Consider the following 16599-nt stretch of genomic DNA (forward strand, 5'->3'; position numbering starts at 1 on the left):
GATAATTACTTTGCTTTTACATTAAAAATGTTCGGATTAGGAACACTTTTCACCGATTCATCCAAATAATAATCCGTATGTGGCGGTTGATTATATCCTACATTTTGCCAGACGATACTCAATCGATACTGAGGATTATGCATCAAAGTATACAAACGATGTTTTGTCGGAATCGTTGTACTGAAAATCCTTAATTCCTGATTATCGGCTGTTCTATATATCACTTCTTCCCTCCAATCTCCGAATAAATCGGCAACCAGACCCGGGTTTTTCTTTGTTCCGTTATTCGATTCGCATTGGAAATTTTTAGCATCAAACATCACATTTGATTTCTCTTTTTTCCAGTCCCATTTTGAAACAACCGTTCCATCTAAGATTTCGCTCAAAAAATCACCATCCCAATAAATCCCCATATTTGCAGGTGGATTTTTATCGCTAATTTTTTTTCCTTTTGAGCTATAAACTCCTTTCAATCCGGCTCCTGTCGCCCAACATTCCGAACCTTCATAACGGGGATCGATGTTTAATGACAAACCTCTTCCCGGACCCTGAAATTTACTTGCCTGACTGTAAACTGTTGATGGTAATTTCCACAAAACCTTTCCGGTTTTCCCATCTCTGAAATGCGCTCCCGCATCATCAAACCTCTCCTGAATATCAAAAATTTCCAATCCCGGATTTGAAGGATCCAAATCTCCAACGTGCAAAGCATCCCCGTGACCATAACCTGTGCTGTTCAATACTTTTCCGTCATCATCAACCGTCATTGCTCCGAAAATAATTTCATCTTTTCCGTCATTATCGACATCGGCAATGCTCAGATTATGATTTCCCTGTCCGCGGTATTGTTTGTTTTCTTCTGAACTTTCGGTATCAAAAAGCCAGCGAAGACTGAGTTTTCCGTCTTTAAAATCCCAGGCTGCAATCGCAGTTCTCGTGTAATAACCTCTCGACATAATCACACTCGGCGTTTTTCCGTCGAGATAAGCGACAGCTCCCAAAAACCGGTCGATGCGGTTTCCTTTGGCGTCGCCCCAAGTTTCGGTCATTTCTTCATTGGTAGGATTTAAACTTCCTGCAAATCTGGGAACCTGATAATTGACTGTGTTTATTTCTTCACCTGTTTCTCCATTAAAAACCGTTAGAAATTCCGGTCCGGAAAGAATCATTCCGTTTTCGTTGACGTAATTTTTGGTTGGATCTCCAATAAATTTTCCTTTTCCGTCTTTGCTTCCGTCGGCGGTTTTCATCACGATTTCCGCTTTCCCATCTTGATCTAAATCATACACCAAAAACTGCGTATAATGCGCTCCTTCCCTGATATTTTTACCTAAATTGATTTCCCACAAAAACTGTCCGTTCAGTTTATAAGCCTGAATAATCGGCGGATCTGTTTCTCCTTTCTGACTGTTGTCGTGAGATCTTCCGGTTTGATGAAGGATGATTTCGTATTCGCCGTCGCCATCTAAATCCGCAATTGAAGCGTCATTCGGAGTGTAACCTTCAGGTGTTTTCAATGGAATTGAAAAATAAGGTTTTTGATTGGCTGTGTACTTTGCAAAATCTTGGTCAACGTCCTGATGTTGCGTATTTGATTTTACGAAATAAGTGTAATTCTTTCCTTTGTCAGCGGTTTTATCTAAAAAATTGGTTTCGTTGAGTAACGGCTTTTCATTCAGCTTTTTGGTCTGATTATTTTCTGTGCGATACACATCAAAATGAGTATTCTGAGCTTCCGTTCCCAGCAAACGCCAACTTATAAAAACGCCTGATTCTGCAGGAATCGCAACGATTCCTCTTTTCAGGTACTCCATTTGTCTTTGCGCAAAGAATGTTTGCGAAAGAAAAATAGCGGATGTAATGAAGATATATTTGATTTTCATAAACCTTATAAGTTTTGGCTAAAGCCGAATTTGAAACCTCATTTTTTTAAACGGGCTGAAGCCCGTTTCTATTGATTTAATTGTTATTGATTCTAATCCTTGTCAAGGTTTTGAACCTTGACAAGGATTTTTAAGTAGAATCTCTCGCAGCCCGACTTGAGCGGAAATCCTTTTTGTGTAGCAAAGCGGAACAAAAAGATTGGGAGCGGAAGGCGGAAAAAGCTGCCCAAATAATTCTAATTACACAAATTCAATCGATTGCGCATATCGCTTTATTTTTTGGAAACTTGTTTCAGCAACCACTTCACCCACTCTTCAGTTCCCTGATAATTGGTAAAATCTGCCGGAAGTTTTTTGCCGTCGATATACTCGTTGTAGCACCACGGATCTCCCAATGCGAAAACGGTTCCCTTACCGACTTTTGCAATCGCTCCTATGCTTTTACCTTCTGCCGTCAAAATGGCTTTGGCAGGAGCTTTTACGTCCATCGAACTTACTTCTTTCATATATAATTTTTGCTCGGAGAAAATCTCGTTTCCAGCCGGAACCATTACTTTTCCCTGCTCAAATTCCCTTTTCTGAACGCGGTTGTAACTGTCATCATTAAAATGAATCCCGAATTCTCCCGCCAATTTGTTGAAATGTTCAAACTCAGAATTGCCGTTGTCGTTGCTCATCAAAACCAAAACACCGCCTTTTTTCACCCATTCTGTAAGGTTTTTGATGGAATTAGCGTCAATCAAATTGGCTTTTCCTCCGTACGCTTCTTTGTCGATATCGGGATCAACGATGATATAAATATTAGCGTTTTTCAAGTCTTTTTTGGAAGGAGCCGTCGTTAAAGTACTGATTTCTGCACCTTGTTTTTGGAAGATTTCGCCGAGCAAAGAAAATCCTCCGTTGGAAGTGTCGTTCCACGTGTAATGCCAAGATTCCAGAACTTTGGTTTCTTTATTTTCCTTTTTTTCGTTGTTGAAAAAGTTATCCAAAACAACTTTCGGTTTGTTTTGGGCATTGGTAAATCCGAATGTGAAAAGTGTTCCTAATGCTAATGTTTTTACGATATTCTGCTTCATAAATATTTATTTAATATTTTAATTCAATCTATTTCTCTACAATTTTTAACGCAAAGTCCGCAAAGTTTTTTTAACTACTAACTGTTTTTAAGTTCGCAAAGGCGTTTCACTTAAATAAGAATACAAAAATTGTTAATTGCAGACTGTCATTAAAATTATTTTGAGAAATATACAGGAATTAATTGAATTTCGCCATCTAAACCTGAAGGTTGTACTTTCCAGTTGGAAGCATCGAACGTCTTGTAATCGATGTTGACAAAATTAATTTCGTGGTAATTTCGCCATTGGATTTTATTCTGGTCCATATAACGGATTCGGTTGGCCATCAGGTTGGAAACCTCAATCTGAATGGTATTTTTTCCTTTTTTCAAATATTTTCCAACGTTGATTTCAAACGGAAGACTCCAAACCATTCCCGCATCTTGTCCGTTGATGATGACTTTTGCACTTTCATATAATTTGTCAAATTTCAGTATAAAATCGTCGGCTTTTTTATTTAATTTGAATGAAGTTGCGTAAACTCCTGTTCCTGAAAAACTCTGTGTGGATGTATCTTCTGTGAAATTCGTCCAAGGTTGAAGTTTATCCAATGTTTTTGATTTCGGAAGTTCGGGTCCGCCTTCTTTGAAAGTCAGTTGCCAAGGTTGGTTTAAAACAATCGGAGCATCTGTTTTTTCAACATATTTCCATTTTGGAATTGAATTATCTGGAGTTTCCGAAGCTTTTATAATCAAAGATTCTCCTGATTTCAGTTGAACTTTAACGGAATTGTTCTGCGTTTCAGCAATTCCAAATTCTCCGTTTTCAGGATTCATCAAAGCAACTTGTTTTCCTGAATAATTTAATGGAATATTTTGATTAATTTCTTTTGAAGTATGATTGACAATGTAATAATATTTTCCGCCATCGAACTTTTTTCTGATAAATTTTAATCCTGTATCCGTCAGCTTTTCTCTTTCAATTTTTAAATATTCTAAAGCTTTTTCAACATCAGAACTCAATACAATTTTTCCTTTTCCGAATGTTGCCGATTTTAAATTTCCGTCTTGCTGAAAAGGAATTTTAGTCCATAAAGACTGCAATTCGTTTCTTCTTTTTTCAAATTCAAAAAATCCCGGAACGTCTTTTGGCTCACTTTGAAAAATTACCGAAGCTCCATTCTGAGCTAAATTTAAAATATTTTTCAACGTTGGTTCTGAAAAATAATTCAGTTGAGGAATAATCAAAACTTTATAAGAACCACCATTTTCCGAAACCTGAATATTCTGATTTTCAAACTTCGCTTCACCAATCATTTTATCCGAAATCATATCGAGAGAATAGCCGGATTTTCCTAATTTCTCAAGATTTTCATAAAATACAGTCGGATGCAGCCACTTTTCAATATTATGAATTTTGAAAGCCATATCTTTCCCTTTTGGATTTGCCCATTGGTCATAAATCGGCCAATACATCAGGATTTCATTATCCGATTTTCCACTTTGTAAAACCGATTGTGTTCTTTCGACGTAAGAATTTAAACCTTTAATATTCGGCCACAAAGAATTCTCCGGAACGAAATTCGTCGAAGCATAAAACAACCAGCCCGGAAACTGAACATTAGCGGGCGTATACGTCGTTCCGTGATAAAAAATGTGATTGATTCCTGATAAAAAAATCTGCTCAGCTTCCGGTTTTACCTGTGACCAAGACGTTTTGAAATGTTCCGTTAGCCAAGTAAAAGATTCATTGGAAATCAAAGGCTTTCCGGTAATATTTGCCGCCGAAGAAGCAAATTTCAACATATTGATATCGGGAACTTCCTTTGTATTAATGTCTTCCAGATTTCGTTTTAAACCTTCAATATCAAATTTTGTACTTCCGAAAGTTTCAGATTCAGGAATATCGACTGCAGCATATAAATCCAGCAAATTCCCCGGCGAACCGTGTGCCTGATTGGTATTTTGGGAGTTTTTTGAATGCGCCCAATTCGTAAAGTTTTCTGTGAAATTATGTAAAATCAGTTCACTCATTGTTTCACGATAATCTGATTTTATTCTTCCTGCCAATTCGCTTTCTTCATCGCTCACCAAATATTTGATATACTGACTTAAATCGTAACCTCTTCTTTTCTTAAATTGTTCTTTAAAATCGGCAGTCCAGTCGGCACCGTAAACCTCATAACTGTCATTGAAAAACGAACGGATTCCATAGTTTGAATTTCCAAAAGCTTTGTCAAATGTTTTCAGATAATCTTTCGTTGCATCGGGAGAAAAATGGTCTAACGTATAGCCATCGCCACCCGGAGCGGCACGTTTTACTTTCTGTAAGGTTTTGCCAACAAAAACTGCGTAAATAGTCCATTTTCCTGAAGTCGGTTTCCAGTTTAAAGTTCCGTCTTGAGCTACTTTATCTGTTAAGACAACCGCTTCATTTTTCTCGTTGTAAGCGGTAACGATATCCAAGTTTATGGTTTTTAAATTCTTCTGTTTTTCGTCTTTTAAAACAATCTTCTCAGAAAATTTTTCATTGGGCTGAATGCTGTAAGTCTGAACAATCATTTTGGTTGCAGCATCATTTTCATCAACCTGCGGTCCGCCAATTGGCCAACCTGTTCCGACTGCCATATCAACGCCCATTTTCAGACTTTTTGCTTTATCTGTCGTGAACTGCAGCATTTTCATCCATTCCGGAGAAAGATAATTGATGTATTTATTTTCAAACCCTTTTGCGCCATAAATCGGGACAATTTCTACTCCACCGAAACCTGCCTTGGAAAGGGTTGTCAATTGCTTGTCTAAACCTTTTTCGTCAACGGCACTTCCCATCCACCACCAACGCGTCCACGGTTGAGCGGTATTGGTCGCTTTTGGCCACGGATTTTGTGCGGAAAGATTTCCGAAGGCAAAACAGAGAACGCTGAGTTTGACTATATTTTTAATTTTCATTTTTTAACTTTTATTTTTTAACCACAAAAGGCACAAAAGTTTGACACTTTAGTTATTTTTAAGTTTGTGATTCGACTTTTGAAAAGAACACATAAGTTTTAAAAATTCAAAGATTTTTTTCTTTATTTCAACATTAAGAAATTAAGATTTTAAGATTCTTCTTAATGATTCTTATCTAAATCAATTTATTAGTTCTTAATTTTAATATTTATGTCAATTCTTAAATCCTTAATGTTAAAAAGAATAAACTTTGTTTATTTGATTAAGCTTATTAAGTCCAAAATTTTAATTTCCATCAGGTTTTAAAGATTCCATAAAAACAGATTCTGGCCAATGGAATTTTTCGACATCATCGGGTTTGTTGAGGTTAAAATTTTTATAATTTTTTGAAATGTATTTCTTTAAAGGTAAGTTTTGGTCGACAATAGATTTTACGACACATTTCGCCAATTCATAAGCTCCGTACGGATTAAAATGTGTATCGTCCGCCAAAGCATTCGGTTGATTGGGGTAAGCGTTTGCGGGATAATAGACAAATGCTTTTTTCGCCGCTTCCGGTCCCATTGCTTCGAACAATGTTTTGCTTGATGCATTTAAATCTATTAAATCCACTCTTTCTTCTTTTGCAATCTCCCGCATTGCATCAGGAAAATCGTCTAAAGTGTTGACAATTTTATTATTGTCATCAAAAACTCTGCGGTTCATCGAAGTGACCAAAACCGGAATTGCACCCAATTGTTTAGCCTTCTGAATCCATTCTTTTAATCTTTTTCTGTAACCCGATTTTGTGCTGTTTCCCGCTTTTTGGTCATTGTGACCGAATTGGATAAATAAATAATCTCCCGATTTTATTTGAGTCCAGATTTTATCGATTCGGTGGCGGTCTTCGAATGCTTTTAAGGTTTCACCGCTCTCGGCATAATTAGCAATCACCACTTCATTCGGAACGAAAAAGTACGGTAACATTTGTCCCCAAGAAGCCCACGGCTCGTATTGTGCATCAACAACCGTTGAATCACCCGTTAAATAAATGGTTTTTGCTGTTTTGTTGGGTTGAATAATGATCGAACACACTTTCGGAGCTTTATCATTGAATTCAATCGTCAGCAAATTATCCCAATGCAAATATTTTGTTTCTCTTGGTTTTAATTTTACCATTCCGATTTTTTCGCCGTTTTGATTTCTGATAATGCTATCTTTTACGTGAACGGTGATTGTTTTTTCAACAATTTCGCCTTGCTTGGTTTTGATATCATTTAACATCAATCGGCGGTTTTCTACACGGACTGTTGTTTCTGAAGTTCCTTTTGTATCACCTAAATTCAGTTGAATATCATAGTTCCCTTCAGGAATTGCTACCGAAAAATAGAAAGGTTTGTCGCTCGTGATAAAATCTCCCGTCAAAGCATTCCCGCCGTTGTCAACAGATTTTAAACCCGAAATATCCATAAAACCATAGCCAATTTTCCTGTCAAATTTTGAAGTCGAATGAATTGGAATAAAACCTTTTTCTACTCTTTCTCCGCCAAAATCAAATTTGAAGCTGGTTTGCTGTCCAAAATATAATGAACAGATAAGCATTACTAAAAATGATAATTCTTTTTTCATTATTAATCCGTCAAAATATTTTCTTTTGGCATTGTAAACTGTTTATTTTCATCGCCTAAATCCGGCAATCCAAAATAGAAATATAAGGTTCTTTTAAACGTTCCGTTCAAATGATTCGGTTCGCTTTCCCGTCCTAAAGATTCGGTTTTATCGTTAATGTTAAACGCCAAAACAGTTCCCAACGGCGGAATCGCATCGAGGAAAGAAATATTCCCGCCTGGCAATTTCGGATAACCTTCAGCTCCATAAATTCCGTAAAAATCGAAAAGTCTGGCGAACATTTTTTCTTCTTTGGTTCCAATCGTAATTTTTCCTTCGGCTGTATCCAATTGCAACCACGAAACATCATCAAAATAGCCTTTAAATTCAGTATAAAGCCAAGGAGATTGTCCGGTTCTTGTTGAGTTTTTCAAATTCTGCCAAACATTGTAAGTCTGTCCCTGAGTTCTGTTTTTCCAAACGTGATAAGGGCCTTTTCCGAGCCATTTTGCATTGATGACGTAATTTTCAGGATAGTCAAAACTTACACCTGAAAATTGGTAATCTCCCGACAAAGAATATTCATAATTTAATTCTAAAACTCCGTTTGGATTGAGCTTCCAAATGATTTTATTTCCGTTTTTGTAATTAACTTCAATCAGTTGATTTTTTCCTTCTGCAAAAGATTTTATCGATGATAATTCCATTGTGCCGTTCACGAAAACAGGACCGTTTTTGAAGGTCATTTTTTTGCCTTTTTTATCGATAATCACAGATTTTAATAAGCCGTCCTTTTTTCCGATGGCAAATTCTTTTTCGTCTGATTTTAAAATAAATTCAGCATCATTTTCAGTCACAGAAACCGGAAATTCTTTAATTAAAGATTTTGAAAACTGTTTTGAAATTTCATCATTAGCTTTTAATTTCCAAGTCCAGGTATAAATTTCTTTTCCGAAAGAATCGGTTGCCGTTAATAACAAACCTTCATTTTCTTTCCAGTTTGAAGGAAGATTTAAATTGATAGTTCCTTTTTCTGTCGGTTGAATATTTGGGGATTCTGCTTTTCCTGTTTTAATAATATCAAAACCTGATTCAGAAGAAAATGGAGTTTTAAACTTAATTAATTTCCATTCAAACTGACAATCTTTTAAATTCGTAAAATGATAACGGTTTTCAACAGGAATATTTCCGTTAAAATCGTTTGGTAACGATTTCAAATCAATTTTTACCGGACTGTAAATTTCACGAATGGCGTAAAAACTTCCTTCTTTTTCACGATGTGGCCCTAAAACTCCATCGGGAGCGTTGATGGCGTTAACATCAATCTGATTATTGAAATCCGTTCGTACCAAACCTTCATCTACAAATGCCCATAAAAAACCTCCCGCACCTTTTTTGGAATTCCAGTGAAGTTCCCAATAATCGGCTAAAGAAGTTCCGCCACCACCGTCGTCCTGTGCGTGTAAAAACTCGGTCGGCATATAAATATTTTCGCCTTCGAGGATATTTTTTGTGCTGTAATAATCTTCGTAATGATTGCAGTCGATGCCGTTGAAAGCATTTCCAGGTTTGTGATGCGCGTGAATGACTGGACGATTCGATAAGTCGTATTTTGCAAATTCTGCATCCAAATCAAAATTATGTCCGCCTTCATTTCCGTTGCTCCAGAAAATAATAGAAGGATGATTGGCATCTCTCGTAACCATTTCTTTCACGAGCTTTTTCCCGACTTCTGTGCTGTATTTTTTTTGCCAACCCGCCAATTCATCCAAAACATATAAACCTAGTGAATCGCAAATCTTTAAAAATGATTTATTCGGCGGATAATGAGAGCAACGAACGGCATTCATATTCATTTCTTTGATGAGCTGAACGTCCATTAAATCGATATTTTCCGTAACTGCTCTACCCGTTTCCGGCCACCAAACGTGACGATTGATGCCTTTCATTTTGACCTTTATTCCGTTGATGAAAATTCCGTCGCCTTTTCGGATTTCTATGGTTCTGAAACCGAATTTTTCTTCGGTTTGACTGATTGTTTTTTTGTTTTTATTTAAAGTGAATTTAGCTTTGTATAAATTCGGTGTTTCGGCCGTCCAAAGTTTTGGATTTTTAACCGAAAGCTGAATCAGTTTTAAAGTATCTCCTTTTTGAATCTGAACCTGAGATTCGCCAACCAGATTATTTTTAACATCAAATAATTCTACTTTCAAATTATTTGTGGAATTAATTCCTTTCAAGCTAATATTCGAACGGAAAGTTCCGTCTGCTTTAGCATCAATTACCGTTGATGAAATATGTTCTTTCGAAGTTGCTTCCAAATAAACGGGTCGAAAAATTCCGCCTAAAATCCAGTAATCTGCTAATCTTTCTGCATTGTTGACCGATTTATCAGCCGACATTTTGGAAACTTTTACTTCGAGAATATTTTCTTTTCCGAACTGAATTTTATCCGAAATATCATATTTAAATTCATAAAAAGCACCCTGATGAATGGCTCCTGCCGATTTTCCATTGATTTTCACTTCGGTGTCGGTCATTGAACCTTCAAAAACGATGTTAATGCTTTTTCCTTTCCACGAATTGGGAACGGTGAATTTGTGTTTGTACAAACCTGTTTCTTCGTGAAACTTGAAGTTTTTGCCATACGTTACATAATCCCGACCGTAATTATAGGAACCGAAACCTTGCTGTTCCCAATGTGAAGGCACATTGATTTTGCTCCAGCTTCCCGATTTTCTACCGGAGTTTATCCAAAAATCCCATTCTTTGGTGTGTTCAGCATCTTTCCCAGTTAAGAATTGAATTTCTTTAGACTGAGAAAACAAAAACTGTGAACAGACACATAACAGAGCTAATATTTTGAAAGAAAAACTCATTATTTTGCAGCGATGTCGGAGTCATCTTTTTTATCGTAGGATTGTGTAAGAGAAGCTACTTTCGTCACATTGACTTTGGTTTGCTTTAAATTTTGAATGTTGCTTAAATTTTCTATTTCGGGCTTTAAAGCTTTGATTTTTAAGTTCTCAAAAGTGAAATCCTTTAAATCAAACAAATCAGATTTTTCAATAGAGAATGCTGTTTCGCAACTTAAATCTATATTTTTGATGGTAATATTATTTGCCAATCCTTTTCTCGGTCTTGCTTCGCCTTTCAAATCAAAAAACTGATTCCAGCCTTTAGCGTAAATGAAAGTTTTTACGTTTCCTTTGATATTGTCTAAAGTGATGTATTCGTAGTGCTGAGGCGTGTCCGGACGCATTTTCAAGTGTAATAATCTTGAAGCGTCTTTCACGGTAGAATTTCTGAAAATAACGTTGTAATTGTGAATCGATTCGCTTCCGCAAGTCAATGCAGAATGACAGAATCCGAAAGTGTTGTCTTCAATTAAAATGTTTCTATTTTCTCCGTTATTTGGGTCTGTATCTGCTTTTGGACCTTTTCCACCTTTTAAAGCAATCGCATCGTCATTCACCGACATATAACAGTTTTTCACCAAGAAATTTGAACAGGCATCGATGTCAATAGCGTCTGTACTTGGTGCTTTTACAGGTCCTTTCGGCGCTAAAATTGTTAAGTTTAATAATTTTACGAATTGGGACTTATAATAATGCGTGCTCCAGAAGGGTGAATTTTTCACTGTAATTCCTTCAATCTGAATATTTTTTGAATTGGAAACGTAGATAATCCTAGGTCGCATTTCGTCCATATTGGTACATTTAGGATTCCATTCTCTTCTTTTCCAGAATGATTTCCAGAATCTTAAACCATTTCCGTCCAAAGTTCCTTTTCCTGAAATTGTAAAGCCGTCTAATCCGTCTGCATTAATCAAAGCCGGAAAATATTTTACGGTCTGACCTTCCATTCTTGTTGTCACCACAGGAAAATCGTTGATATCATCGCTTCCTTTTAATTTTGCTCCGGTTTCTAAATGTAAATGCGTTCCCTGTTTAAAGAAAAGGGAACTGATGAGGAAGGTTCCTTTTGGTATGACAATGACACCTCCGTTTTTTGAAGCTTCATCAATGATATTTTGAACCTGTTTTGTCTGAAGAATTGTGCTATCGTTCTTTACTCCAAAATCTGTGATGATGTATTTCTTGCCTAATTTATTGATATCTGTTGGTTTGTTTTCTTTAAACCATTTCGGAATGGCGGTTCCGTCGGGAAATTTGTCCTGACTTTTTAATCCTGAAAAAGAAAAAAGAAGTGAAAAAGTTAAGAAAAGCTTTGATATATTTTGAAATGTCATAATCGATTTTGTATAGCTAATAAACGAATTTAAAAGTAGAAGTTTTCTGATTGAAAGGTATCCTGCGCTCTCCTGACAATAAAAATCAGATAAGTTTTTACAAACAATTTGTGATGTTACAAGAGAAATAAAGCGCCGTCATAACGCCTTTTAGCAAAGAAAATGATGATTTTCTTTGTTTAGCTTTAGATATTGGTGATAATAATAAAGTCGGAATCTTAAATTTAATCGCAACCTTATGATTTCTGATATGCAGCCAAAGAAACAACAAAACTTATAATTTGTATTTTCCTTTACAGCCTATTGGATTTAATCCAAAGAGACAAGCCCTTCGTTGAGTGCGTATTTGATAAGTCCCACAATAGACTTGGTTTTTGTTTTGATAAAAATATTTCTGCGGTGAGCCTCTACCGTTCTCTCACTGATGTAAAGCGCTTCGCCGATCTGTTCATTATTATACTCTTTTGCAATCAACTGCAGCACTTCTATTTCTCTGGCAGAGAGTACTGCTTTGCCTTCTTCGGCAGCATCCAGCAGGTCAATCGGGCTCATGAGGTTATCCATGATGACATTTTGGACGTTACTGCTTAGATAACGCCCGTTCTGATGTACCGTTTTGATGGCGTCGATCACTTCCTGCATATTGGTTCGTTTCAGGATATAACCGGAAGCGCCAGCCTTGATCATTTTTGAAATAATTGAGATATCTTCGTGCATAGTCAAAGCTATAATCTTAACGGAAGGATACAGCATCTTGACATTTTTTGTGATTTCTATTCCTGATGCTTCTGGCATATTGATATCCATAAGAATAATATCTACCGGATAATGTTTCAGAAAATCAAGTGCTTCGGTCATTGATGTTGCCCCGGAAACAACTTTGATGCAGTCCTCATCTTCAAGAAGCACTCTCAAGCCCTCGATCATCAGCTGGTGATCGTCGACTATTAAAACTTTTATTATCTGATGTGTCATAGTCTATGTCTTTTGGATTGGTATCAGAATACTGATAATGGTTCCACGGTTTATTTTCGAGTCGATATGTAAACTTCCGTTCAGATTTTCAATCCACGACCGGATATGAGTCAAACCAAAGCTTGACTGGTTTTTCAGATTTTCAGAATCGAATCCTTTGCCGTTATCTTCTGATATCAATGTAATCTGATGACTGTCTCTTGCAATCTGGATAAACAGCTCAGAAGCATTGGCATGCTTAATTGTATTATTGACAATCTCCTGTATTGTCCGGTAAAGTGCGTTGTCTATTAGGTCGTCCAGCTGTCCCTGCAGGCCAAATGTGTCAAAACTCATCTTTATTTTACCGCTCTGATTGACTTTATCGGCTATATTCTTTAAAGCGCCTTTTATACCCTGTTCTGACAATAATGAAGGTGCCAGATTATGGGAAATATTCCTTACCTCATCAAACGCTTCATTAATATTCTCCATTAATGCATTGAGCAGCTCATTCTTTTTGGTTTCCGATAGATCGCCACGCTTCTTTAGCACGCTGGCATTGAGACCAGCGAGCGATAAAAGATAACCGAGACTGTCGTGCAGCTCCCGTCCTATTCTTTTTCTTTCTCTGAATTCAGCTTCCAATGCTGCTTTGGATTTTCTCTTGGTGAGCTCTATAATAGTATCCTGAAGTTTGACTTTCTGCCTGTTCTGATGATTTCTGTAAATAAAATAGAGTCCCCCGAAGATGATCAAAAACACCAATGACATCAACAGCAGAATTATATTTTTGTTACTGATAGCCAACTCCTTTTTCTCAAGCTCAAGTTTTTGCAGCTGATTGAGCTGATTTAGATACTCGACTTCCACATCATAGATCTGGTTGACAACCGTATTGTTGGTCATTTCCTCTCTTAGCTTGACATGAGTTTTGAAATTCTTAAGACTTTCTTTATAATCATTTTTATCTTCATAAATACTTGCCAGAAGTTGCATTGCATCAGCTTTTAGAGATTGGCTGTTCTTATCATTTGAAACCGCCATCACTTCATTAGCATATTTCAAAGCTTTATCAGGCAGGCCTTCGGACAATGCAAGTCTTGCCAGTCCAACTTTGGATATCGCAAGAAGATTTACAAGACCAGCTTTCTCAGCGATAGCAACACTTTTCAAATAAGCATTGTAAGCATTAGCCTTATCATTAAGTGAAAGATAATTATTACCCATGATCTGATAAGATACACAGGTTCCGTACAAATTATTGGTCTTTTCAGATATTGACAGAGAGCGCTTAAGGCTGCTCATCCCTTTTTCAATATCTTTTTTGGCAAAATTACAGATCGCAATATTGTTAAGAATTGTTGCCGCAAGAATACTGTCTTTATTAATCGTACTTGAGTTTAAGGCTTTCTTGAAATATCCCAAAGCTTTATCCTGATGGTTCAGATTAAGATAAGTCAAGCCGATATTATTAAGGGTTCCGGTTTTTTTTTGCCGGTTTCCTGATAAGTCATAGTTCTGAAGGGCTTTTATAAAATAAATATAAGCACCCCTGTAATTGCCAAATTCATTGTAAATGGTACCGAGATTATTATTAAGATTAGCGATTTCATAATAATATTTGAGCTGTTCTGCCAAAGACAAAGCCTGTTTATAATATTTAATAGCTTTCGAATACTGGGTTTCAAATGCATAAGAAGAGCCTATATATTTGAGACACAAAACTCTGGCTTCTGGCTTATCCTGCGAAAGGGTTTTCAGAATATCTGATGATTTCTGACGTGCAAGGGACGGATTCTCGTAGACAAGACGATGTATCTCATCAAATTGTTTTTCATAAGGTGCTAAAGGATTCTGTACATTGTCTTTAGATGAATCTTTACATGACAGGAAGGATGAGAATATTATCAGCGCGGTAGTTAATACGTACCACCTGCTTGATCTGAAAAGGGTGCCAACTTGATAAAGGTTCATTACAGGAGCATTTCAAAAAGCGTTATACAAATATGGTATTTAATCCCGAACATTGATGTTTTTTTTAAACCCTACTAATAAAAATAAGTGCCAGCACTTAGCTGACAATCTTAAATTTAGCAACTGTCACGGATTGTTTTAATAATGATAATGAAGTTAATTTGTAATAGTTAACCATATAACATTATCCTTATGAAGAAAATTTTAACCTTGCTTTCAGTACTTCCTGCTTATCTGATATTCGGAGGAAACCTATCAGCACAGCAGACAATCTACACAGAAAATTTTTCATATCCTCCGGGTGCGCTCCCACCAGGCTGGGAAATTAAAGCCGATCAGCCGCCAGGTTGGTCTGTTAACAACTCGCAGATCTCCGGTGGAACAGCACCTGAGCTTTATATGACTTATGGTATGCAGGTGGGTTTAAGCCGTATGGTTTCACCTGTGATTAATATATCAGGGCATAAGCACCTGGCGTTATCATACAATCAGTATCTTATTAACTTTTTAGGCGATGCCGGAGAAACTATAGGTGCGGACGTCACATTTGACGGCGGACAAACCTGGCAGCCACTTTGGGAAAGACCTTTAGGAACGCTTAACATTCCCCAGGATCGTTTTACTTACTTCATAACAGTACCTGAGAATGCAACAGAGATGCAGTACGCATTCCGGTATGATGGCAATAATTTTTTTATCAACGGCTGGGCAGTAGATGACGTAAAAATAGATGTCGTGGCTGATAAAGATCTTTTGGTAAGCCAGATAAGCGGCAATAATACCGTGAATGCCGGACAGCAGGCAATGGCAATGGTGGAAGTGACTAATGGCGGCCAATTGACACAGAGTAATTATACAATCAAACTAAAATCCAGTAACGGTACAGAGCTGGCATCGGTAGCCGGTGATCCGATCGGCTTTGGTGAAAAATCACAGAAAATATTGTTCTGGACGCCACAGGCAGGTGATATGCCTCAACAGTCTGTATTTGCGGTGGTAGAACTCGCCGGAGATCAAAATATCAGCAATGATCAGTCTAAAAATTTGACTTTAAATATTTTAAAAGACGGCACCAAAAATGTTCCGATAGGCTCCGGCTCTTTTACACTGCAGCATTCCATTCCGTTTAACTTTTTTAATCTGTACAGCATTGGACAGAGCCTTTACACATCTCAACAGATTGGCAAAAGCAATGCTAAAATAACAGGACTCCAATATACCTGTCAATTTGATGAAGATAACAATGATATTCCTATTCAGATTTTCTTAGCAGAAACTGATCAGCAGGATCTGTCTTCGGATTGGTTAGCACCGTCATCTTTTACAAAAGTCTATGACGGCAAAATGAACTTTAAGAAGGGATTTAATCAATTGTATATTCCGCTTCAGAATTCGTTCAATTACACCGGTAAAAATCTTGTGGTTTACACTAATAAGAGTCATCCGCAAATGGTGCTTTGGTCCACATTTATCAGTACTTTTTATGAGGAGCCGATCTATTCCAGAAACAGGGATGGAGATGATCAGCCGTTTGATGCGATGAATCCGCCTGAGGGCTTTCCTGTACTGTATGTACCGAATCTGACAATTTTCTATGAAGATGGTACGATGTCTGTGATTGATGATGCTAATAAGTCATCACTGGTACAGGTTTACCCGAATCCTGTCAGCGATATACTGAAGATCAAATCAGACTCAGCCGGTTCATTGCAGAAGATTGTACTTATTGATGCTGCCGGACAAATCGTATTGGAACAAAAACTGGATCAAAACAATCCTGAACTGAATGTCAAAAGTCTTCCTCCGGGTTATTATATAGCTCAAATCAAAACTACTTCCGGAATAGTAAATAAGAAAATTCTAGTCAAGCATTAATTGGACTTAGATAAATTTAAAAACCAGACGGCTTAAACGTCTGGTTTTTTATTAGATTAATAATTGAA

Annotated in this window: 9 protein-coding genes; 1 reads left to right on the forward strand and 8 read right to left on the reverse strand. The window is 36.9% G+C overall.

The window, feature by feature from the left end; translation table 11 throughout:
- Positions 1 to 5: 5 nt before the first annotated feature.
- The 8 genes from BXY58_RS09555 to BXY58_RS09590 all read right to left on the reverse strand — a co-directional run bounded on the left by BXY58_RS09555 (position 6) and on the right by BXY58_RS09590 (position 14656).
- A complete protein-coding gene (locus BXY58_RS09555; protein ID WP_120213640.1) occupies positions 6 to 1883 on the reverse strand; it encodes a rhamnogalacturonan lyase in 1878 nt (625 codons plus the stop codon).
- Between the two features lie 272 nt (positions 1884 to 2155).
- Positions 2156 to 2959 carry a DUF4350 domain-containing protein gene (locus tag BXY58_RS09560; protein WP_229728420.1) on the reverse strand — a complete coding sequence of 268 codons (804 nt, stop codon included), beginning with the start codon at positions 2957 to 2959 and terminating at the stop codon, positions 2156 to 2158.
- Between the two features lie 155 nt (positions 2960 to 3114).
- On the reverse strand, positions 3115 to 5886 hold the full coding sequence (locus BXY58_RS09565; RefSeq protein ID WP_120213642.1) for a glycosyl hydrolase: 2772 nt from the start codon (positions 5884 to 5886) through the stop codon (positions 3115 to 3117).
- Positions 5887 to 6171: 285 nt separating this feature from the next.
- Positions 6172 to 7494: a rhamnogalacturonan acetylesterase gene (locus BXY58_RS09570; protein WP_120213643.1), complete on the reverse strand. Its 1323-nt coding sequence runs from the start codon at positions 7492 to 7494 to the stop codon at positions 6172 to 6174.
- Positions 7495 to 7496: 2 nt separating this feature from the next.
- Positions 7497 to 10352, reverse strand: coding sequence for a glycoside hydrolase family 2 protein (locus BXY58_RS09575; RefSeq protein ID WP_120213644.1), 2856 nt, complete (start codon positions 10350 to 10352; stop codon positions 7497 to 7499).
- Entirely contained in the window at positions 10352 to 11725 is a 1374-nt protein-coding gene (locus BXY58_RS09580) for a rhamnogalacturonidase (RefSeq protein ID WP_120213645.1), read from the reverse strand. The genes BXY58_RS09575 and BXY58_RS09580 overlap by 1 nt, the downstream gene beginning before the upstream one ends.
- 309 nt (positions 11726 to 12034) lie before the next feature.
- Entirely contained in the window at positions 12035 to 12700 is a 666-nt protein-coding gene (locus BXY58_RS09585; RefSeq protein WP_120213646.1) for a response regulator, read from the reverse strand.
- Between the two features lie 3 nt (positions 12701 to 12703).
- Complete coding sequence (locus BXY58_RS09590; RefSeq protein ID WP_120213647.1) at positions 12704 to 14656, reverse strand: tetratricopeptide repeat-containing sensor histidine kinase; 1953 nt, start codon at positions 14654 to 14656, stop codon at positions 12704 to 12706.
- A 192-nt stretch (positions 14657 to 14848) separates the two neighbouring features.
- Here BXY58_RS09590 and BXY58_RS09595 point away from each other — a divergent pair, with 192 nt between their 5' ends.
- The gene (locus BXY58_RS09595) at positions 14849 to 16531 is read left to right on the forward strand and encodes a T9SS type A sorting domain-containing protein (protein ID WP_120213648.1); all 1683 of its coding nucleotides are present in this window, start codon (positions 14849 to 14851) and stop codon (positions 16529 to 16531) included.
- Positions 16532 to 16599: the final 68 nt, after the last annotated feature.

Source organism: Epilithonimonas arachidiradicis, assembly GCF_003610695.1.
GTDB lineage: Bacteria > Bacteroidota > Bacteroidia > Flavobacteriales > Weeksellaceae > Epilithonimonas > Epilithonimonas arachidiradicis.